General features: G+C 71.1%; 19 protein-coding genes. 5 read left to right on the forward strand and 14 right to left on the reverse strand.

Annotated elements, in window-relative coordinates; all coding sequences use genetic code 11:
• Positions 1 to 139: 139 nt before the first annotated feature.
• The 6 genes from OG948_RS51995 to OG948_RS52020 form a co-directional block, all read right to left on the reverse strand.
• Complete coding sequence (locus tag OG948_RS51995) at positions 140 to 1,087, reverse strand: ABC transporter permease (RefSeq protein WP_331772072.1); 948 nt, start codon at positions 1,085 to 1,087, stop codon at positions 140 to 142.
• A 403-nt stretch (positions 1,088 to 1,490) separates the two neighbouring features.
• Positions 1,491 to 3,059 carry a carboxylesterase family protein gene (locus OG948_RS52000; RefSeq protein WP_331772073.1) on the reverse strand — a complete coding sequence of 523 codons (1,569 nt, stop codon included), beginning with the start codon at positions 3,057 to 3,059 and terminating at the stop codon, positions 1,491 to 1,493.
• A 433-nt stretch (positions 3,060 to 3,492) separates the two neighbouring features.
• On the reverse strand, positions 3,493 to 5,013 hold the full coding sequence (locus tag OG948_RS52005) for a carboxylesterase/lipase family protein (RefSeq protein WP_331772074.1): 1,521 nt from the start codon (positions 5,011 to 5,013) through the stop codon (positions 3,493 to 3,495).
• A 349-nt stretch (positions 5,014 to 5,362) separates the two neighbouring features.
• Positions 5,363 to 6,172, reverse strand: a complete 810-nt coding sequence (locus OG948_RS52010; protein ID WP_331773586.1) for an ABC transporter ATP-binding protein — start codon at positions 6,170 to 6,172, stop codon at positions 5,363 to 5,365.
• Between the two features lie 25 nt (positions 6,173 to 6,197).
• Positions 6,198 to 7,244: an iron chelate uptake ABC transporter family permease subunit gene (locus OG948_RS52015; RefSeq protein ID WP_331772075.1), complete on the reverse strand. Its 1,047-nt coding sequence runs from the start codon at positions 7,242 to 7,244 to the stop codon at positions 6,198 to 6,200.
• Positions 7,241 to 8,308: a FecCD family ABC transporter permease gene (locus OG948_RS52020; protein WP_406300719.1), complete on the reverse strand. Its 1,068-nt coding sequence runs from the start codon at positions 8,306 to 8,308 to the stop codon at positions 7,241 to 7,243. The genes OG948_RS52015 and OG948_RS52020 overlap by 4 nt, the downstream gene beginning before the upstream one ends.
• Positions 8,309 to 8,466: 158 nt before the next feature.
• On the opposite strand from OG948_RS52020, the gene OG948_RS52025 reads away from it, so the two are divergent.
• Both OG948_RS52025 and OG948_RS52030 read left to right on the forward strand, forming a co-directional pair.
• Entirely contained in the window at positions 8,467 to 9,483 is a 1,017-nt protein-coding gene (locus OG948_RS52025) for an iron-siderophore ABC transporter substrate-binding protein (protein WP_331772077.1), read from the forward strand.
• Positions 9,484 to 9,834: 351 nt separating this feature from the next.
• Entirely contained in the window at positions 9,835 to 11,199 is a 1,365-nt protein-coding gene (locus tag OG948_RS52030) for an aminotransferase class I/II-fold pyridoxal phosphate-dependent enzyme (RefSeq protein WP_331772078.1), read from the forward strand.
• Positions 11,200 to 11,359: 160 nt separating this feature from the next.
• Here OG948_RS52030 and OG948_RS52035 read toward each other — a convergent pair whose 3' ends face one another.
• The 4 genes from OG948_RS52035 to OG948_RS52050 all read right to left on the reverse strand — a co-directional run bounded on the left by OG948_RS52035 (position 11,360) and on the right by OG948_RS52050 (position 14,164).
• Positions 11,360 to 12,181, reverse strand: a complete 822-nt coding sequence (locus OG948_RS52035; protein ID WP_331772079.1) for an ABC transporter permease — start codon at positions 12,179 to 12,181, stop codon at positions 11,360 to 11,362.
• A gap of 7 nt (positions 12,182 to 12,188) precedes the next feature.
• On the reverse strand, positions 12,189 to 13,160 hold the full coding sequence (locus OG948_RS52040) for an ATP-binding cassette domain-containing protein (RefSeq protein ID WP_331772080.1): 972 nt from the start codon (positions 13,158 to 13,160) through the stop codon (positions 12,189 to 12,191).
• 126 nt (positions 13,161 to 13,286) lie between these two features.
• Positions 13,287 to 13,541 (reverse strand): hypothetical protein, encoded by a 255-nt coding sequence (locus OG948_RS52045; RefSeq protein ID WP_331772081.1) that lies wholly within the window; start codon positions 13,539 to 13,541, stop codon positions 13,287 to 13,289.
• A gap of 167 nt (positions 13,542 to 13,708) precedes the next feature.
• A complete protein-coding gene (locus tag OG948_RS52050; RefSeq protein WP_331772082.1) occupies positions 13,709 to 14,164 on the reverse strand; it encodes a hypothetical protein in 456 nt (151 codons plus the stop codon).
• A 207-nt stretch (positions 14,165 to 14,371) separates the two neighbouring features.
• Here OG948_RS52050 and OG948_RS52055 point away from each other — a divergent pair, with 207 nt between their 5' ends.
• Both OG948_RS52055 and OG948_RS52060 read left to right on the forward strand, forming a co-directional pair.
• A complete protein-coding gene (locus OG948_RS52055) occupies positions 14,372 to 14,773 on the forward strand; it encodes a hypothetical protein (protein WP_331772083.1) in 402 nt (133 codons plus the stop codon).
• Positions 14,774 to 14,942: 169 nt separating this feature from the next.
• The gene (locus tag OG948_RS52060) at positions 14,943 to 15,959 is read left to right on the forward strand and encodes an STM4015 family protein (protein WP_331772084.1); all 1,017 of its coding nucleotides are present in this window, start codon (positions 14,943 to 14,945) and stop codon (positions 15,957 to 15,959) included.
• Between the two features lie 31 nt (positions 15,960 to 15,990).
• On the opposite strand, the gene OG948_RS52065 is transcribed toward OG948_RS52060, so the two are convergent.
• Entirely contained in the window at positions 15,991 to 16,317 is a 327-nt protein-coding gene (locus OG948_RS52065) for a chorismate mutase (RefSeq protein ID WP_331772085.1), read from the reverse strand.
• A gap of 282 nt (positions 16,318 to 16,599) precedes the next feature.
• On the opposite strand from OG948_RS52065, the gene OG948_RS52070 reads away from it, so the two are divergent.
• On the forward strand, positions 16,600 to 16,803 hold the full coding sequence (locus tag OG948_RS52070; RefSeq protein ID WP_331772086.1) for a hypothetical protein: 204 nt from the start codon (positions 16,600 to 16,602) through the stop codon (positions 16,801 to 16,803).
• Here OG948_RS52070 and OG948_RS52075 read toward each other — a convergent pair.
• The 3 genes from OG948_RS52075 to OG948_RS52085 form a co-directional block, all read right to left on the reverse strand.
• Entirely contained in the window at positions 16,800 to 18,173 is a 1,374-nt protein-coding gene (locus OG948_RS52075; protein WP_331772087.1) for an MFS transporter, read from the reverse strand. The two genes, OG948_RS52070 and OG948_RS52075, sit on opposite strands and share 4 nt — an antisense overlap.
• A gap of 30 nt (positions 18,174 to 18,203) precedes the next feature.
• Positions 18,204 to 19,064 (reverse strand): PIG-L deacetylase family protein, encoded by an 861-nt coding sequence (locus tag OG948_RS52080; protein WP_331772088.1) that lies wholly within the window; start codon positions 19,062 to 19,064, stop codon positions 18,204 to 18,206.
• 130 nt (positions 19,065 to 19,194) lie between these two features.
• Positions 19,195 to 20,808, reverse strand: a complete 1,614-nt coding sequence (locus tag OG948_RS52085; protein ID WP_331772089.1) for a glycosyltransferase — start codon at positions 20,806 to 20,808, stop codon at positions 19,195 to 19,197.
• Positions 20,809 to 21,202: the final 394 nt, after the last annotated feature.

The following is a 21,202-nucleotide window of genomic DNA, read 5'->3' on the forward strand; positions in this document are numbered from 1 at the left end:
GCGTGGGAAGTCGCATGGGAAGTCGCATGGGAGGTGGCATGGGAAGTCGCTTCGGAGGTCGCAGGGTTGGAAGTCGGGGCGTCGGAAGGTGCGGCCCGGGGGGTCGAGGCGCCGGAAGTCGCCTCTGTGGTGGGCTCGTTCATGCCGCACGCACCCTCGGGTCGAGCCGGCTGTAGGCGAGGTCGACGAGCAGGTTGACCAGCACCACGAGCAGGGTGATGTACAGGACGGTGCCCTGGATGAGCGGGATGTCGTGCTGGACGGTGGCCTGTTGGATCACTCCGCCCAGGCCCGGCATCGCGAACACGGTCTCGACGAAGACCGTGCCGGCGAGCAGGTTGACCAGGACGACGCCCAGGACGGTCACCACCGGCATGGCCGCGTTGCGCAACACGTGGCGGTACAGGATCGAGCGTGGGGAGAAGCCGTTCGCCTCCATGACCCGGATGAAGTCCTTGCCGGAGACGTCCAGTATCGAGTCCCGGGTCTGTTTCGCGATGATCGCGACCGCGCCCAGGGACAGCGACAGCACGGGCAGCGCCAGCGAACGGGCCCATTCGAAGGGGTCCTCGGCGAGGGGCACGTAGCCGGTGACCGGGAACCAGGCGAGTTTCACGGCCAGTCCGGCGATCAGTACCAGGGCCAGCCAGAACGCCGGGACGGCGAGTCCGAGCAGCGACAACACGTCGACGGCCCGGACCAGTGTCCCGCCACGTCGCGCGCTGAGCACGCCGAGCGCGACACCGACGATCCCGGACAGCGCGGTGCCCGCCAGGATCAGGGACAGCGAGACCGGGAGCCGGCTGCCCAGCATCGCGGTGACCGGCTCGCCGCTGAACAGCGAGGATCCCAGGTCGCCGCGCACGACCCCCTTCAGCCAGTGCCAGTACTGCACGGGCAGCGGCTGGTCCAGGCCCAGTTGGTCGCGAACGGTGTGGTACTGCGCTTCGGTCGCGTGTTGGCCGACGATGGTCCGCGCGGGGTCCCCGGGCACCAGGGAAACCAGGACGAACGTGAGGGCGGAGACCGCGAACAACAGGGGGATCGAGGACAGCAGCCGTCTGGCCACTGTTCGGAGTACTGCCATGCGCTCACCTCATGGGGTGGGGTGTAGCCCGTCGGGCGCGGGGAGCGGGCGGCGCCATTGCCGTCACCGGGAGCGTTGAAGAGGGGTGGTCGGCCGTGCTCGGCCTGGCCGGCCCTGGAGGGGTGGTCGGCCGGCGATCGGCCTGGTCGGCCGGTGACCGGCCCCGGCTGTCCGCGGTCGCCGGACGGGCGGAACGCAAGCACCGTCCGGCGCCGTGGGCAGGTTTTCGAGGTCGTGCGGCGAGCGGGACGAAAGCGGATCGCGCCGGTCCCTCGACTGCGCGGTGGCGGAGCACCGCGTCGGATCACCATCAACTCACCGTCGACGCTGATTCGATTCAGCGATCAGCGGAATCGTACTGCGGAATTTTGACCACCGCTATATTTACTGCATACGAGCGAGATTACAGTTCCGACCGAACCCGCCAGAGGCGGCGCGAGGCGGCGAGCGGGTCCACGACCACGGTGGGCTCGACGTCCCAGATCCGGGTCGACGCGTCCGAGGCGGTGAATTGCGGCCAGCCGGGGTCGCCGGTGGTCGCGAACGAGATCCACGCGGAGCGAAGCGCCGCGGAGACCTGGAAGAAACTCGCCGGCGGCTGTTTGCCGCCGAACAGGAACCCGCCGAGCTCACCCTTGGCGTGCCCGAACGTCGCCGGCACGTCGAGTGTGTGCACGGCCCCCAGGACTCCGCCCAACGCCGGGCAGGGCCAAGCGAATTCGTACAGGAAGGCGCGGCCGCCGGCGGCCGCGTGCGCCTGCGCCAACCAGGTGGACGGCATCCGGAACAACGAGTCGGAGTACATCGCGGTGTACACCTCGCCGTCGCCGCGCCCGGGCATCGCCGCCCGATAGCCCGCCGGCGCGTCGGCGTCCAGGCCCAGCAGCCTCGCGGTCTCGGCCGGGTCGGTCGAGCGGCGCGCGGGCTTGGGCGCCGCCTTGTCCCGGGGCGGTCGGCTGCGCGCCATCGCCAGGAGCATCGGCAGCGACTTGACCATGCCGAGCACGGTGGGTTTGATCGCGCCCTGCTGGAGCGACCACAGGGTGAACTCGTCGCGGGTGTACCCGGAGATCAGGTCGATGTCGCGGGCGACCCCCGAGGCCAGCGCGAGCCATGGCTTGTCCGGCACCGTGATCCCGTCGATCGTCGGTGAGAACGCGGTGATCGCCTCCGGCGTGCTCCACGCGGCCGGATCCGCCTCCATCGCCGCGAGCGGGACGTCCTGGACGGCCAGCAGGACCTCGGGCGGCACGTCGGCGAGGTGGTCCGGGTCGACGCCCGCCGCGTCGGTGATCAGGGTCGAGATCCGCCGCGCCTCCTCCTCCGGGATGTAGCGGCCGGCCAGACTCTGCACGATGGCGCGGCGGAACAGGCCGTGCGCCGCGGGCGCGGTCATCAAGGCCGCGATCGAGGCGCCACCGCCGGACTCGCCGAAGACGGTGACGTTGTCCGGGTCGCCGCCGAACCCGGCGATGTTGTCCCGGACCCAGGCCAGTGCCGCGATCTGGTCGAGGAAACCGCGGTTGGCGGGAGCGCCGGGAACGTGGCCGAACCCCTCGAACCCCACCCGGTAGTTGAAGGTGACCAGCACGACGCCGCCGCGCGCGAGCACCGCGCCGTCGTGCGCCGGGTCGCCGGAGTGCCCGGACTTCCAGCCGCCGCCGTGGATCCACACCATGACGGGCAGACGATCGCCCGCACCGCCCGGCGTCCAGACGTTGACGCTCAGGCAGTCCATCCCGTCCTCGGGTAGCCACACCCTGGGTGAGCCGGGCACCAGGGGAAGCTGCGGCGGCGCGGTGCCGAACTCTCGTGCGGGTCGCACGCCCGTCCACTTCGGCGGCGCGCTCGGCGCCTGGAAGCGCAGCGGGCCCTCGGGTGGGGACGCGAACGGGATTCCCTTGAAAATGGTCAGCGGGGTCGAGGCCACGCCTTCGACCTCACCGCCGGTGGTCTTGACGACCATGCCCATGGACTTCCTCCTGCCCTCGACGTGCACCACCGTCGAGACGTGTCGAAAAACGTGGACCGACCGGAACGCCGGCGTCGACGGGTACGGATACGCCACGGCTCGGGGTGGGCCGGCGGCTCGGTGCGCGGCGAACGCGGCGAAACGTGGGGCTGTCGTGGACTGCCGGGCGTGGGCGGCCGAGGTGGGCCGGCTCGCTGCGCGGCGGAATGTGGACTGTCGTGGAACGCCCGCGCGGACGGCTTGGGGTGGGCCGGTCCGGTGTGCGGCGAACACGTTGGGTATGGACTGTCGTCGTGGAGCGGTGGAGCGGTGGAGCGGTGGAGCGTCGGCGTGAAGGCCGAGGCCCCAGTATCTTGATATTTCGACGACAGTCAATGAGGCGCGATAAATGCTGGTGTCGGTCCGTCCATGACCATGGCGCCCATTCGCGCGTTCAGCGCGCCTCGGCGACGTCGTCGAGCAGTCGCAGCGCCCGGTCCGGATCCTGCTCGACATGCGAGGCGTGATCGAAGGTCATGGTGTGCCGGTGTACCCGGTCGTACGCCGGCCACAGCCCCGGGTCACCCTCCCGGGCGAACGCAGCCCAGGCCCGACCGAGGATGTCCGCGAGTTCCTGGGGCGGCCGTGCCCCGGTGAACCGCTCGACCCCGTCGAGTGCCAAGTTGTCGAAGACGAAGGGTAGTTCGAGCGAATGGCAGGCCCCGAGCCGGCCGTCGAGCGCGGTCGAGGGCCAGCGGAACCGGTACCGCCACACGCCGGCGCCGTCGAGACCGGCCCGCGCCTCGGCCAGCCGCCGGGTCGGGGCCCGGAACGCCCGGTCGCCGATCAGCGCGGAGACCAGGCCCAGCGGCGAGGTGTCCGGTTCGAGACCGCGGAAGGCCGCCAGGGCCGGCTCCGGCGCGCCGTAGGCCGCGGCGAACATCGGCGCGAGTGCCGCCTCCGGTACCTCGCTCGCCGACGGGTCGAACACGGTGAACATCCGGCCCTCGTCGGCGTTGGCGCCCAGGATCAGCGGGACGTCGGCGCCCGCGCCGGCGCGGATCCGCGCCAGCGGCGTCCCGGTCAGCGTCAGGCCGTCCACGACCGGCCCGAACGCCAGGGCCACACTCTCGCTTCTCGCCCACCGCGCCCGGCTCACCACGTCCTGGGCGCGGAGCAGGTCCGCGCTCGGCACGTCCAGGAGTCGACGAGCCCGGGCGGGGTCGATCCCCAGTTCGGCGAGTACCTCGCGGGTCACCTCGGCCGCCGAGACGGTGTCGTGCGTGCCCTCGCCGCTGCCGCTCTGCAGGATCGCCTTGTGGAACAGGCCGCCGGACTCGGGGGCGGCCAGGTGGGCGGCGACGCTCCACGCGCCGGCCGACTGGCCGAACAGGGTCACGTTGGCGGGGTCGCCGCCGAAGCCCGCGATGTTGTCGCGGACCCAGGTGAGCGCGGCGCGCTGGTCGAGCAGGCCGAGGTTCCCGGAGTGCCGGTAGCCCTCGCCGAGCAGTTCGCCGAGGTAGAGGAAACCGAACGCGCCGAGGCGGTAGTTGACGGTGACCACCACGACGTCGTGCCGCGCCGCCAGACGGGCCCCGTCGAACACCGGGTCGCTTCCGCTGCCGGTGAGGAAGGCTCCGCCGTGCAGCCACACCATCACCGGCCGCCGCGCGGTATCGGGGCCGGGCGTCCACACGTTCAGATTCAGGCATTCCGCCTCGTCCTGAACGAACGGGGGGTGGCCGAACATGCGTTCCAGGACGGCGTCGTGGTTCTGCGGCGCGGCCGGCCCGTACGCCCGGGCGTCGCGGACCCCGATCCAGGGCTCCGGGGGCTGCGGCGGGCCGAAGCGCCGCGTGCCGATCGGCGGCGCGGCATAGGGAACGCCCTGGAAGGCGAAGGCATTTCCGAGCGCGGTGCCACGGATGGCGCCGTGCGTGGTCGACACGATCACGTCGGGAGGAGAATCCTGCATGCTGATGGTTTCCCTTCGGTCCGCGCCGGACACCCGAGCGGCGTCCGACGCCGAGGTCAGTATGCCGTTGGCATGACGACAGTCAAGGAAACTCGATCGATCATCTCGGGATGTGGATGCGCGACGGCCGGGCGCCCGGTTCGCGCGGCGGCGGACGCTCGGCCCGCGCGGTGGCCCCCGGCTTCGCGTGGGGCGGGCGCGTACTCCGGCGTTGCGGGGAGGGTGTCGTGGTTCCGCGGGATGGCGATCGGTGTGGCCGGCGCCCGGTTCGAGGGCCGCGATTCACCCGGTGCGGAACGGCGCGAGCGGCCGACCGCCGGTGAGGCGGGTCGGCCGCTCGCGCGGGAGGTTACGCCTTGACGGACGGCTCGCCGGCCTCCCGCCGGCCGCCCAGTGGAATCACCAGTGGCACGCCCGACACCGGGCACGGGATGACCGACGTGCGCAAGTCGAAGACCTCGTGGACCAGTTCGGGGGTGACGATCTCGGCGGGAGGACCCGCGGCCACGACGCGGCCGGCGCGCATCGCGACGAGATGGTCGGCGTAACGGCACGCGTGGTTGAGTTCGTGCAGGACCATCACGACGGTGCGTCCGTCGGTGCGGTTGAGGTCGGCGACGAGTTCGAGCACGTCGACCTGGTAGGCGAGGTCGAGGTAGGTGGTGGGCTCGTCGAGCAGGAGCACGTTCGTGTCCTGGGCGAGCGCCATCGCGATCCACACGCGTTGCCGCTGGCCGCCGGAGAGTTCGTCGATCGAGCGCTCGGCGAGCGCGGTGGCGCCGGTGACCGCGAGGGCACGATCGACCACGGCTTCGTCGGCCGAGGACCATTGCCGCCACCAGCGCTGGTGCGGGGTACGGCCGCGGGCGACGAGATCGCGTACGGCGATGCCGTCGGGCGCGGTCGGCGTCTGGGGCAACAGGGCCAGGCGTAGCGCGAGTTCGCGACCGGGCAGGTCCGCGATGTCGCTCCCGTCCAGGTGTACGACGCCCGCCGCGGGCTTGAGCAGGCGGGCCAAGGCGCGCAACGCGGTGGACTTGCCGCACGCGTTGGGGCCGACGAGCGCGGTGACCTTGCCGGCGGGGATGCGCAGGTCGAGGTCGTCGGCGACGACGCGGTCGCCGTAGCCCAGACGCAGGCCGTGGCCGGACAGCCCCATGGTGTCGAGTGCGCTGGTGGTCACGTCAGCCTCCCTTTCCGGCCCGGTTGGTTCGGGCGAGCAGCCACATCAGGTACGGGGCGCCGACCGCGCCGGTGACGACGCCCACCGGCAGTTCGGTCGGCGAGAAGGCCAGCCGGGCGGCGAGGTCGGCGGCGAGCAGGGTCGCGGCACCGACCAGTCCGCTCGCGATCAGCGGGATGCCGGCGGTGCCGGCGAGTCGGCGGGCGATCTGTGGTGCGCCGAGCGCGATGAAGGCCACCGGTCCGGCCGAGGCGGCGGCCACCGCCGCCAGGCACGTGGCCACCACGAGCAGCGCGATCCGGGCGCGGCGCAGCGGCATTCCGAGGCTGAGCGCGGTGTCGTCGTCGAACTGCAGGAGTTGGTACGGGCGGGCCAGCGCGAGCGTGAGCGGCACCAGGACCAGCAGCGCGACACCCACCCAGCGCACGTGCGCGTAGTCGCGCCCGTTGAGGCTGCCGGTGAGCCACACCATGGCCCGGGAGGCCTGGTCGATGTCGGCCCGCGCGAGCATCCAGCGGGTCAGGGCCATCAGCACGCCGTGCACCGCCAAGCCGACCAGCACGAACCGGTAGCCGGTGATGGTGCCGCCGCGGTAGGCCATCACGTAGATGAAGACCGCGGCGAGCAACGCCCCGGCGAGCGCGCCGAAGGGGACGGCGCCGAAGGACGCGGCGCCCGCCGACGTGACGCCGCCGATCAGGATCGTGCAGACCGCGCCGGCGCTCGCCCCGGCGGAGATGCCGATCAGGTCAGGTCCGGCCAGCGGATTGCGGGTGACGGCCTGGAAGATCGCGCCGGACAATCCGAACGCGAGGCCGACGAGCAGTGCGGTCAGGGCGCGCGGCAGCCGCAGTTCGCGCACGATCAGGTCGGCGTCGCCGGAGCCGATGCCCAGCAGCGAGTGGACGACGTCGCGGATCGGAATGGAGTACGTGCCGATGGACACCGACGCCACCAGGCCGCCCGTGATGATCGCGAGCAGTGTGCCGGCCACGATCGCCACGCGCGGGCGAACGGACATGCCGAAGGGGCCGAGTTCGACTCTCATCGGGCGTGCTCCTTGAGCTTGCCGCGCTTGACCAGCGCGATCAGGAACGGCGCGCCGAGGATCGCGGTGACCACGCCGACCTCGAGTTCGCCGGGGCGCGCCACCACCCGGCCGATCACGTCGGCGCCGATGGTGAGGGTCGCGCCCGCGAGGCCGGAGCAGGGGACGAGCCAGCGGGCGTCCGGGCCGGTGAAGGCCCGGACCACGTGCGGAACGACCAGGCCGACGAAGGTGATCGGGCCGGCGGCGGCGACCGCGGCGCCGGCGAGCAGGATGACCGCGAGGGCGCCGAGCGCGCGGGTGGTGCCGACCTTGACGCCCAGCGTGGAGGCGAGGTCGTCGCCCAGGGCGAGGGCGTTGAGCCGGCCGCACAGACCGAGGGCCAGGATCAGTCCGACGGCCACGAACGGCAGGAGGCGGACGCCGAGATCGGTGTCGCGTCCGGCCAGCGAGCCGACCGCCCAGAAGCGGTACTGGTCGAGGGTGCGGACGTCCAGGAGCACGAGAGCGTTGGTGAACGCGTCCAACAGCGCGGTCACGGCGGCGCCGGCGAGGGCGAGTTTGGCGGGGGTGGCGCCGCCGTATCCGGTGCCGCCGACGACGTAGGCGAGCAGGCCCGCGAGCGCGCCGCCGAGGAAGGCGAACCACACGTACTGGTAGGGGCTGGTCAGCCCGAGCAGGCCGATGCTCGCGGCGACCGCGCAGGCCGCACCCGCGCTGACCCCGATCAGACCGGGGTCGCCGAGCGGGTTGCGGGTGATGTCCTGCGCGACCGCGCCCGCCACACCCAGCGAGATGCCCACCAACAGGCCCAGGAAGGTGCGCGGGACGCGCAGGTCCCGAACGATGATCGCGTCGCCCTCGCGGCTGCCGCCCAGCGCATGGAAGACATCCGCGAGCGGGACGTTCTTGGCGCCGATGGCGAGCGACGCGAACAGGACGGTCGCCAGGGCGGCGAGCAGTACGGCCGCCACCGTGACGCGGCGGCCGGCGCCGTGGCGCTCCGGCACCGGTGGTCGTTCGGGTGCCGCGCGTGGGGCGGCGAGATCGAGGTTCGAAGGCACGAACGTAAGGTAAGGCACGCCTAAATTCCGGAAAACACGACCCTGTCGCTTGTGCCCGGATAGGCAAGGCTAACCTCATCTCCACTTCCCGGATGCGGATGGCCTCGCGCTGCGCCGTGCCCGGACAACCCGCCGAATCGCTCATCCATGGAGGGCACATGCTCACGCTCGGACGCCGCAGACGGAGCGCCCGTCTCGGCCTCGCCGCACTGGCGATCGCGCTGACGGCGAGCCTCGCCGCCTGCGGCGAGGACTCCGACGGCAAGGCCGCGGGCACCGACAAGCCCGCGGCGGCGTCCTCCGGCGCAGCCGCCTCCACGGCCTCCTTCCCGCGCACCATCACGCACGACAAGGGCACCACCACGATCAAGGAGAAGCCCAAGCGCGTGGTGGCGCTGGACAACAGCCTGGTCGAGGCGGTCGCCGCCCTCGACGTTCCGCTGGTCGGCGGCATCGGCTCCTACCGCGACCAGAAGGGCTTCCCGCCCTACCTCGGCGACGCGGTGAAGAACACCAAGGACGTCGGCCCGCTCGACAGCCCCAACCTCGAACAGATCGCGCTGCTCAAGCCCGACCTGATCGTCTCCGCGACCGTGCGACACGACCAGTTGTACGCGCAGTTGTCCAAGATCGCGCCGACCGTCTTCGTCAAGACCACCGGTCCGATCTGGAAGGAGAACGTCAAGCTGGTCGGCCAGGCGCTCGGCGAGGACGACAAGGCCAAGGCCAAGCTGACCGCGTACGAGACGCGCGCCAAGAAGGTCGGCGACGCGATCAACGCGAAGGCGAACAAGCCGACGGTGTCCATCGTGCGCTTCGTGGACGGCCCGACGCGCATCTACCTCGGCAAGACGTTCAGCGGCATCATCCTGAGCGACATGGGCCTGACCCGTCCCGAGAACCAGCGCGACCCCGAGAAGTTCAACATCGAGGTCAGCGAGGAGCAGATCGGGCAGGCCGACGCCGACTACATCTTCCTGACGTCCTTCTCGGGCGGCGAGGAGCGCAAGGCCAAGTTCATGGCCAACCCGCTGTGGCAGCGGCTGAAGGCCGTGCAGGCCGGACACGTGTACGAGGTCAAGGACGAGAGCTGGATGACGGCGGTGTCCCTCCAGGGCGCGGACGTGGTCCTGGACGACCTGGCCCGCACGTTCGGGGTCGACCCGGCGAAGTAGAGCCGTCGATCCGGGCGCGGCGTGCCGATGCGTTGTGCGTCGTGTCGCGCGTTGCGCGTTGCGTGTCCGCGACGGTGTGGCAGGGGAAGGCGTCGACCGTTGTGCGGTCGGCGCCTTCCGGCGTGTTCGTGGGCCGGGGTGGTGGGGTTCGGTGTGGCCCGGGTGTCTTGACCGGCTTTCGCGGTCGCATTAGCTTGTTTGGAGCCAAACAATAGCGGTCGAGGGGTGCGTGATCGGCGTTGCCGGTCCGCGGTGCCGACGCGTTCGTGCCGGTTCGGGCCGGAGCGCGACGATCAGGGCCCGCACGGACCGTGCCGGCGTCCCGAACGCACCGAACCGGAGGAGAAGATCGTGGATCTGCGCCACTGGCTCGAAGCGGCCGTGACGTCGAACGAGCACTGGTCCGACGGCTTCGGCCCGTATCCGGACCATCCGGCGCAGGCGGTCGACGACGAACGGTTCGCCGCGGTCTTCGCGACCTTCACCGAGCGCCTGAAGGACAACTACCCCTTCTTCCATCCGCGTTACGCCGGACAGATGCTCAAGCCGCCGCACCCGGCGGCGGTCGTGGGCTACCTGACCGCGATGCTGATCAACCCCAACAACCACGCACTGGACGGGGGACCCGCCACCGCCGAGATGGAACGCGAGGTCGTCCGGCAGCTCGCCACGATGTTCGGGTACGACGCCCACCTCGGACACCTCACCACCAGCGGGACCATCGCCAACCTCGAAGCCCTCTTCGTGGCGCGTGAACTCCACCCCGGCAAGGGCGTTGCCTACAGCACCGAGGCCCACTACACCCATGGGCGCATGTGTGGCGTGCTCGGCGTGGAGGGCCACCCCGTCCCGGTCGACGACCGAGAGCGGATGGACCTCGACGCGCTCGAGCAACTCCTGAGGACGGGGCGCGTCGGCACGGTGGTACTCACCGCGGGCACCACCGGGCTCGGCGCCGTCGAACCGATCCACGAGGCGCGGGCGTTGCGCGAGCGGTACGGTGTGCGGATCCACGTCGACGCCGCCTACGGCGGATTCTTCACCCTGCTGGCCGGGATGGACGGCCCCGAGGGGCTGCCGGCGGCCCCGTGGCAGGCCATCGCCCAGTGCGACTCGATCGTGGTGGACCCGCACAAGCACGCTCTCCAGCCCTACGGATGCGGCGCCGTTCTGTTCCGCGACCCGGCCGTCGGCCGTTTCTACCTGCACGACTCGCCGTACACCTACTTCACCTCCGAGGAACTGCACCTCGGCGAGATCAGCCTGGAATGCTCGCGCGCCGGCGCCGCCGCCGCGGCTCTGTGGCTCACCTTCCAACTGCTGCCGCCCACCCGCGAAGGACTCGGGCAGTCGTTGGCGGCCGGCCGACGCGCGGCCCTGCGGTGGGCCGAACTGATCGAACAATCAGACCACTTGGAGCTCTACCAGCCCCCGGAACTCGACATCGTCGGCTACTTCCCGGTCACCTCACCGAACACCCTCGCGCACATCGACGCAGCCGCCGCCCGAATCCTGCACGAGGGCATGCGGGACACCGAGGATCCGGTCTTCCTGAGCACGCTCCGCATCGACGCCCGACGACTGACCGCCCGCCACCCCAAGATCACAGCCGATGCCGAAGGCGCCCGGATCCTGCGCAGCGTGCTGATGAAGCCGGAATCCGAGGACTACGTCGACCGACTCCACAAGCGGGTCGAACACCTGGCCCGATCGTGAACCCCCGTGCCGGTGCACGGACGTCACCTCGTCGAGGGTGTCGCGGTGGGGCGACGTCCACCGGGTGTGCGTCGGGTGGACGGATGCGGCGCCGCCGCGAAGCGCGCGTTCGCGGGAGGATCCCGGACGCGGGACGCGAGGGCATGACGGGCCCACCGGATCAGGCGTCCCGCTTCTCCAGGAGGAGTGCGCCCAGGAGCAGCAGGAGCAGGGTCTCGGCGACGAAGACCGCGAAGCCCGTCCACGGTTGGAACATCTTGTCCGCGGCCTCCACCGCCATGACCTGTCCACCGGCGTTGGCGGGCATCAGCTTGGCGATCCAGTCGCCGGTCTTGCCGGGGATCAGGCCCACCACGCCGCCGACCACGAAGATCAGCGCGATGCCCAGGGTGATGGCGCCGGCGGTGTGCCGCAGCAGCACGCCCAGCGCCATCCCGAACAGTCCCAGGACGGCCAGGTACAGGCCCGTGCCGATCAGTGCCCTGAGCACGCCGGGTTCGCCGAGGCCGACACCGACGTCCTTGGCGTCGAGCATCAGGTTGGCCAGGAAGTAGCAGCAGAACGCGGTGACCGCCCCGACCACGAAGAGCACGAGGGCCAGGACGAGGGCCTTGGCGGCGAGCATCGAGGCGCGCCACGGCACCGCGGTCAGGCTGGTACGGATCATGCCGGTCGAGTACTCGGCCGTCATCGACATCACCCCGAGCACCAGGGCGGCGATCTGGCCGAAGGCGACGCCGACGGTGAGCAGATCGGGAGCGTCGTTGTCCTTCCCCTCGGCCACGTCCTTGGCCACGTCGCCCGCAGCCAGGGCGGCGATGCCCCAACTGATCAGGACGCTCACCGCGAACAGGGCGAGCAGCGTCCACATGGTCGAGCGCACGGTCTTGATCTTGGCCCACTCGGAATCCAGGATCCGGGCGAAGGTCAGCCGCGGGGCGTGCCCGAGGGCGGTGGGCGCGGTGGGCGTGGTCGTCGTCATGGAGGCCTCATCCGATCCGGTCGGCGGTGGTCGGCGGACCCCAGCCCGGGACCGCCGCGGCGGCCTCCGGGGGTGTGCCGCCGGTGTGGTACTCGACGCTGTCGGCGGTGAGCCGCATGAACGCCTCCTCGAGCGAGGCCTCGACCTTCGCCAGTTCGTGCAGGAACACCCCGTTGTGTCCGGCGAGATCACCGACCTGATCGGTACTCACGTCCTGGACCAGCAGCGCCCCCGCCCGATCCCGTGTCACCTGCCAGCCGGCGTCGGTCGCGAGCCGGGCGAGTCGGTCCGCCTGCGGCGAGCGCACTTTCACATGGCTGATCGAGTTCTCCGCGATGAACTGGGCCACGCCCGTGTCGGCGAGGATCCTTCCGCGCCCGATGACCAGCAGGTGGTCGGCGGTGAGGGACATCTCGCTCATCAGATGGGAGGAGACGAAGACCGTGCGGCCCTCGCCGGCGAGCCGCTTCATCAGGTTCCGGATCCACAGGATGCCCTCGGGGTCGAGCCCGTTGACGGGTTCGTCGAACAGCAGCACCCGAGGGTCGCCGAGCAGCGCCCCGGCAATCCCCAGGCGCTGGCCCATACCCAGGGAGAAGCCCCCGGAGCGTTTCCTGGCGACGGAGGTGAGGCCGACCGTGTCCAGCACCTCGTCCACCCGGGTGAGCGGGATGCCGTTCGACTTCGCCAGCACCACCAGATGGTCCCGGGCGGTGCGGCCGCCGTGCAGGGCCTTGGCGTCGATGAGCGCCCCCACCTCCAACATCGGCGCGGCCAGATCCCGGTAGGCCCGACCGTCCACGGTCACCCGACCGGCACTGGGCCGGTCCAGGCCCAGAATAATCCGCATCGTGGTGGACTTTCCCGCGCCGTTGGGGCCGAGGAACCCGGTGACCCGTCCGGGGTGAACCTCGAAGCCGACGTCGTCGACGGCCGTCTTCGCTCCGTACCTCTTGGTGAGGCCTTCCGCAACAATCATGGATATATGCCGCCTTCTCCTCGGGCGGTCTTCATGATCACCCGTGTCGACGGGATCCGCATCCGTACCGCGCGATGGTGACGTGCGTCCGGCTCGGCCGTTCGGGTGGGTTGTCGGTGGTCCTGATCAGGCGGAGCCGAGCATGCGCCAGAAGAGTCCGGAGTACCACCCGGCCGTGCGCTTGCATCCGGGACGGTCGTACGCCGCGTGTGCCTCGGCAAGGTGGCGTGCCGCGGCCTGGCGTGGCGTGATGAGGTACACCGCGCGGCGCGTACCGCACGCGTCGCACTCGATGAACACGTCGTATGTGAGTTGGTTCAGGCGGACCTCGTGCGGGCGACCGTCGCTCGAATGGGCCCAGTACCGGTGGGTCGTCGTCAAGGCCCTCCTCCTTCCGTCCGTGAGACCGGACGACCAGTGTGGCGCGGTGATATCGCACCGGATACGGGGATTTCCCCCGGGGCCTTGGCGTTCGGGGTACGCGACGGACGCGCGCGGACTTGCCGCCGCCTGCTCGGCCTTCGCGTGGGAGGTGCCTCGGTGCCGGGTTACTCCTCGGCGGCTTGCGTAGGTGCCTGCGCCGCGCGGGCCTCCGCCAATCGTTCCTCGATGACCAGGCGGATCGGGGCGTACACCGCGTCGGCCGCGCGCATGCGGGCTGCGCAGCGTTCGAAGGAGGCGCGGGAGCGCTCGCGGCGGTTGGGCATCAGGTCGACCCAGTGCCGGCGGATGACGGTGCGGTCGGCGAACGGTCGTGACACATAACGGATTCCGTGCTGGTATCGCACATCGGACTCGGCCGATCGCAGCTCGCCCTGAAAGGTCTCGAAGGCGCGGTACCACCGGGCGTACTCCTCCGGGAGGCACCGGACCCGCTGCACACGTGGGACGACGTCGCCGACCTCGTAGAGGGTGTACTCCAGTCCTTCGGGGACCTGCACCCAGGCCATCGTGGTCCACGGCCACGGAATCAGCTTGAATCGGTGCCGCTGGATGTAGGCCACGGCCTGTCCTCCCCTCGGTTCGCGAAGCATCTCGGAAGCATCTCAAAGGTAGGGGCGCGAACCCGGGGGCGAAAGATCACCCCAGGTCGGGACCTAGTCTTCGTCGAAGTCGTCGTAGGCGACCGGTTGTCCCGGTTGCCACCCGCCCCGCGCACGGCCGGGCCGGGCGCGATGCACGCAGGATCCGGACGGTGCGAAGGGGCGATGATGTCGGACGAGGACGCGGTGGTGAATGCCGAATTCCGCCGCCGCTACGGCGTGGGGTTCGTGGTCAAGTTGATGAGGAACAACTCCCACGAGGTCGCCCTCGATCTGCCGATGTCGTTCGACGGGGCCGTGCGACACGTCGCGGCAATCCTGGCCGGCGTGGGTGTTGCGCCGCAGTCGGGTGGAGGCGAATCGGCTCCGGGCCGGCGGACGATCCGTGTGGTCACGGGCGGTGGCCATCTGCGGATGAACCCGGTTCTGGTGACCGTCGTACTCACGAGCGAATCCGAGACCACGCGGGTCGTGGTTCGCGGTACGGCCAAGGAAGGGCTGATCAAACAGCGCGCGGGGGAGAAGACCGCCGAAATGATCGCGGGCCTGCTGAGGGTCGAACGTCGATAGTGGTGGGCCGGTCGGCGGGCGACGGCGTGCGGCGACCGACGCGGCGATCCGGCACACGCGGCCGATCCGTCGGCGCGCCTCGCCCCGGCCCCCCGCGCACGCGCCGTGTCCGCGGGGGTCCGTAGGCTTCCGCCGGGACGACGGCGGATCGGGAACGGAGCAGACCCTGATGAGTGTGTGGAAGCATCTCGCCGAACTGGGCGGGCTCACGGTGCATCCGTTCCTGGCGGACGACGACATCGACACCTTCGAGCCGGACAACGACGAGCACCTTGCCGAACTCGTCGCCTCCGCACCCGAACCCGGAGCGGTCGCCTGGAAGATCGCCACCCACTTCGACGCCGAGCTCGAATTCCCGGAGGTGCTGGAGCTCTTCCTCAAGACCGTCGACACCACCCAGGTTCGGGCGCTGGTCATCGGCTACTGGGCCACCGACATCCTGGACGGCGACGAGGAACCCGTCATCGGCCTGCTCTGCGCGCACGCCGACCGGTTCCCCGCGCTGCGCCACCTGTTCGTCGCCGACATCACCAGCGAAGAGCACGAAGTCTCGTGGATCCCACCCGAGGACATCACACCGCTCCTGGACGCCTTCCCGAACCTCGAGGAACTGGGCTACCGGTTCGGCCAGTTCCGCACCGCGCAGCCCGGACACGTGCTGCGCCCGACCCGGCACGCGCGGCTGCGCAAGCTCGTCCTGCAGACCGGCGGCATGCCCGCGCAGTTGCCCCGGGCGGTCGCGGCGTGCGAATTCCCCGCCCTGGACCACCTCGACCTGTGGCTCGGCGTGGACATGTACGGAGGCGACGCGACCACGGCCGACCTGGCAGATCTCCTGGACGGCACCCGGCACCCCGCGCTTCGGCACCTCGGGCTGATGAACAGCGAGATCCAGGACGAGGTCGCCGCGGCGGTCGCCGCCGCCCCCGTCGTCGCGCGGTTGCGCTCGCTCGACCTGTCCATGGGCACACTCTCCGACACCGGCGCCGAGGCCCTGCTCGCCGGCCGGCCCCTCACCCACCTCGAACGGCTTGCCATCCATCACCACTTCCTCGGTGACGGCGCCGCCCGACGGCTCCGCGAAGCCCTCGAACCGACCGGGGTCACCGTCGACCTCTCCGAGGCGTGCACCCCGTGGGAAGCGGAGAGCCCCGAAGAGGGCAGGTACACGCAGGTCGCCGAATAGCGAAGCTCGACCGGGGGACACGCCGGGCTGCCTACGGCTCCTGGTGCGGTACGGGATCGGCCGCGGTCATGTCGGTGTTTCGGCGGTGTTCGTGGAGTTCGAGATCGATGAACGCGGCGATCATGGCCCGCCAGACGGCTTCGGCCACCTCGGGTGCCAGTCCCGCCGTGACGGCGCGGTCACGTACTGCCGCGATGACGCGTTCGACTCGATCGGGAGCCCTGACTGCCTGCTCGTCGCTTTTGAACCCGGCGGCGGTGCGCACCAGTTCCTGACGTTGTGCGAGCAACCGGACCACTTCGGAGTCGAGTTCATCGATCCGCATGCGGACCTCGGCGAGGTCTCGGGGCGCTGACATGACCACAGCGTCGCACATCTTCCCGGGACGACGACACGTTCCGTGTCGCGGCCGGGTCCGGTTCGACTTTCGGGTTGGGGCAGGCAACTTTCGTCGGTATCGAGGCCACGCACCGGCCGGCATCGTCGGTCGGGGCCGGAGCGGGGCCGGATCGGTATCCGGATCTGCCCGTTCGGCATCGTCGCCCATCGCGGGCGGTGTGTACCCCCAGGTCGAGGCTCATTCGGGCCTCGTCCCGGAATCGACCGCTGCCAATCCTCAACCGGAAGGATGCAACTCTTCGTGAAAATGCGCCGCTTGATCGTCACGACCGTTTCCGCCGCCGTCCTGGCACCCGTCTTCGTGCTGGCCGCCGGAACATCGGCGAACGCCACTCTGCCGCAGCATGGGCGCCTGCCGCAGTGCATGAAGGCCTACGACATGAACTACAACCTCGGCGGCAAGGCCTTCGCCACCGCCCAATTGCGGGCGTGTCTGGGCGCCTAGGCGAGTCTTGGCGGCACGCGTTCTCGATGGTGGCGACGGCCCGCGCGACCCGGTCGGGTGGCAGAGGCCGTCGTCGGCGGGGTTTCATCCCGCCGCCGAACCGTCGGGGCCTGCCGCGAATCGCGAACGCCCCCAACGCCCTTGGGACTCCGGGAGGTTCGGTTCTCGGACAGGAGTCCGGAGAGGCATGCTGCGACGACCGCGAGCAGGGGCAGCAGGAGCAGGGCGAAGCGCAGCGTGAGGTGGCCGGCGAGGAAGCCGATGAGTGGCGGTCCGGCCAGGAAGGCGAGGTAGCCGGCGGTGGAGACGGTGGCGACCGCGGGGCCGGGGGCGTCGGGGTACTGCCGGCCGACGCCGCCCACCACGAGCGGGAACGACGAGGCGATGCCAAGGCCGACGGCCGCGAACGCGGGTACCGCCACCCACGGGTACGGCGCCGCGATCGCGAGAGCGGCGGCGGATCCGGTCGCCAACGCGCCGAAGCGCACGACCCGCACCGGACCGAAGCGCGCGGCCACGCGGTCACCGGCGAGCCGTCCGAGCGTCATGGCCAGTGCGAACACCGTGTAGCCCGCCCCCGACACACCGGGCGCCGCGTGGACCGAATCCGCCAGATACACGGTGCCCCAGTCGGTGACCACGCCCTCGATGAGCAGGACGCACAGCCCGAGCAGGCTGAGCCACAACAGGCGTCCCCGCAGTCCCGGCCGGATCCGGGACGCGGGTTCGGGACGCGCCTTCGGCATGTGGTGGACGGCCGGCCGCAGCGCCGCGACGGCCGGCGCCGAGGCGATCAGGGCGAAGGCGGCGGTGACCACGAACTGGGTGGCCGGAGGGACGCCGGCCGCCGCCGCGACCGTGCCGATCAGGGCGCCGGTGAGCGCGCCCGCGCTGTACAGGCCGTGGAACGAGGACATGCGTGGGCGTTCCGCGTCGCGTTCGCCGTCGACGGCGTGGGTGTTCATGGCCACGTCGAGCGCGCCGACGGCGGCGCCGAGGACCGCGAGGGCGAGGGTGAGCGCGATCAGACCGTCGGCCATGGCGAGCAGGGCGAGCGCCGACGCGTAGATCGGCAGCGCGACGCGGGTGACGAGGCGGCTTCCGCATCGATTGACCAGGACGCCGGCCGCCGGCATCGCCGGTACCGACCCGAGCGCGACGCCGAGCAGTGCGATGCCCAGTTGTCCGTCCGACAGGTGCAGGTCGGCCTTGACCTGCGGGATGCGCGGCGCCCAACTGGCGAGGACCATCCCGTTGAGGAAGAACACGGCGTACAGCCCCCACCGGCCGGAACCCCGCCGGTGCTCCCGGTCTCGGCGGTGTCGGCGCGACTCGCGGCGGGTGCCGGGTGCGTCGGGGCGGATGGGCATGGCTCTCCGTTCTCCGTTCTGCGTGTGGTTTCACGTCCTGCTCGGGCGGCGGCCGGCTACGTTCGCGACGACTCCGGGCGGGTCATGCGTGACGGGTGTGGTGGGGGTGATCCAGGGCAGCGCGAGGTCGGCCGCCGTCGTCGGTGGATGGGCGCGGGCACGGGTGAACGCTTCCGCGTGCGCGACGCCCACCTCTCGGCCGCGCAGCGCGGACTGCCGTCGGGCCAGGTCCACGAAGTCGTGGCCGCCGCGTCGGCGGCGGCCGTCGTTCTGACTCGCGTGCCGCGACACCATGGCCTCCTTGGTCGGCATGGTGTCGGTGATGTTCACCCACAGGTCCGGCGTACCCCCGTTCGCGCCGGTCAACGTATCCATCCGGAACAACGCCGGGACGGTGTCGAGGGCGGCGTGCCCGGTTTCGAGGCCCGGTTCGCGAGCCAATAGCCGCGCGGCGCTCGCGAGGGCGCCCGCGGCCCGGTGGTCGGGGTGGTAGTCCTCGGGGTGATGCGCGAACAGCACGTCGGGGCGGGTTCGGCGCAGCACGTCTACGACGAGCAGGCGGGTCTCGGGGGTGTCGTAGAGAAAGCCGTCCGGCAGTCCGAGCATGATCGAGTCCGCTCCGAGTACGGACGCGGCCGCGCGGGCCTCGTGGGCGCGGATACGGGCGATCGGGGACGGGGACGGCGACGGGGAAGCGGACGGGGAAGCGGACGGAGACGGGGACGCGGACGGGATGCAGGGCGTGGCCGGGGGCTCGGTCGGTGAGCCCGGTGCGCCGTTCGTCAGGACGGCGATGCTCACGTGGGCGCCCTGCGCTCGGTAGCGCGCGAGGGTTCCGGCGCACAGCAGTTCGACGTCGTCGGGGTGGGCGCCGAGGGCGAGGATTCGCATGGCGATCGGTCCTTGGTGTCGGGGTGGACGTCGTGGTGGATGGCGTTGCCGGGCTCTTGGGTTCACCTCGGGAGTGCGTCCGATGTGCCACGTCGTGCGGTCCGTCGGCGTACGGATTCGCCGCCGCCTGTTACGGGAGGTCGGAGAGAATCCGCGCGAACCCCAGCACGCCGCTGTCCGTGAGGAAGTTCGTGCGTACGTGGCGGCGGCCGTTTTCGCCCAACTCCCGGGCGTACACCGGGTCGGCGAGCAGTCGGTCGATACCGGCACCGAGTCCCGGCAGATCGTGCGGGTGGGCCAGCAGCAGGCCGGATCGGCCGTGTCGGATCTGTTGTCGGATGCCGCCCACCGGTGAGGCGATGACGGGCCGCCCCTTCCAGGCGGCCTCGGACACGGTCAATCCGAATCCCTCGGCGAGGCTCTTCTGGATCACCACGGTCGAACACCGTTGGATGGCGTTGATGGTCAACGCGTGCTCGGTCGGATGATCGGTGGGAATCTCGACCAGATGTACCCGACCCGGCCGGTTCCGCCGACGCTCGCGGGCCTCGCGGCACTCCGCGAGTACCTGTTCGGCCTGCGCGTCGCCGGCCGCCCGTGGCCCCACGAGCAGCAGGTGCGCACCGAAGTCCGGGTCGACATGGTCGGTGAACGCCTCGATCACGCCCGGGATGTCCTTGACCCGGTCCCAGCGGCTCACCTGAGTGACGAGCGGCGTGCCCGCCGGCAACGCACCCGCGTGACGATCGATCCGCGCGGTACGGCGGAGGAGCGGATCGGCGAAGGCGGAGCCACCGGACGGATCCGCGGCACCGCCGCTCGGCTCTCGAAAGACGCCGATCCGCGCCATCAGGCGCGCCGTGTCCACGGCGGGACGCAGCGGCAGGTTCTTCGGTGACAGCGGATTGATCGACGGCGACAGGATGCGGATCGGTATGTCGGGCAGCCCGACCGGAAGCGCTCCGTCGTACGACGCGATGAAGCCGTGTGCGGCGGACAGGTATCGACGCAGGAACTGCCAGGCGGGACCGGCCGGTTCGGCACGCAGAGGAGTGCCGATGTGGCATTGCCACAACACGGTGCACCCGGCCTCGCGCAGGTACGGGATCAGGCCCGCCGTCTGGTGATCGTGCAGGACGACCACGCTGCGTCGGCCGACGACGCCGAGCAGGCGCTCCGCGGCCGCGCGCGACATGCGTTCGTACAGGGCCCGTCCGCTTTCCGGGTTCGGTGGCTCCTCGTGTGCGTGCGCGGCCACGCCGCACATCCGGTAGTAGAGCGCCTTGGTCAGGGCGCGGAACGCGCGGCTGCCCTCGATCGTGGCCCACCGGGTGTCGATGCCCTCACCGCGTACGTGGGGCAGCGTGGTGCGGAGAAGCTCGGCGACCCCACCGCGCGTCGGATTGTCACTCACGTGCCAGACCTCGCGCCCGTCGAGATGCTCGCGGGCCTCGCGCAGTGCGCCGCGCACCTCGGCGAGCCGTGCCGCGCCGACGAGGTGTTCGAGGCGGGCCAGGGGTGTCGCCGGCAGTTCGACCTCCGGCAGCGGCGAGGTCGGCCCGCGAGGCGGCGGGTGCGAGTCATGGACACGGGGCAGGGTCGAGCGAGCCGCCGTTGTGCCGGTGTTTCCCGCGCCTCCGGTGTTGCTGATGGCGCCCGTGTTGCCCGTGCTGCCTGTGGTGTCGGTGGGACGGCCGACGGGGCGGGGCAGGGCCGGCCCGTGGCAGCGTTCGGTGCGGATCATTGCGGTTGCCTTGCTGTGCGTGGAGCGGTGGTGGGGGGACGTACCGAGACGACACGCGGCCCTCGGGCCCGATCCCGGATTCACCGTTCGATCCGGATTTCGGATCCGAGTCCGGATCGCGGTATCTGCCATTCACCATCGGTCTCGCGCTGTCCCGGGCGCCTGAGCCGGCAGTCCCCGACCGGTCCCGCATCCACCCGAGCCACCGGTCACCCACGCGCGGGCCGGCCCCGGCGGCGCGGGCGTCACAACGGTTCTGCGCAAGCCCGAGAGCGGCACATCCTCGAATTCATCGACGCCCGACTCGGCCGAACCCGTCCCGACCCCGCTCCGGTCCCGGCCCGGTCCCGGCCCCTCAAGCGATCGTCGAAAGCCGACGCGCCAAGACATCCAC

This window comes from Embleya sp. NBC_00888 (assembly GCF_045207655.1).
Classification (GTDB): domain Bacteria; phylum Actinomycetota; class Actinomycetes; order Streptomycetales; family Streptomycetaceae; genus Embleya.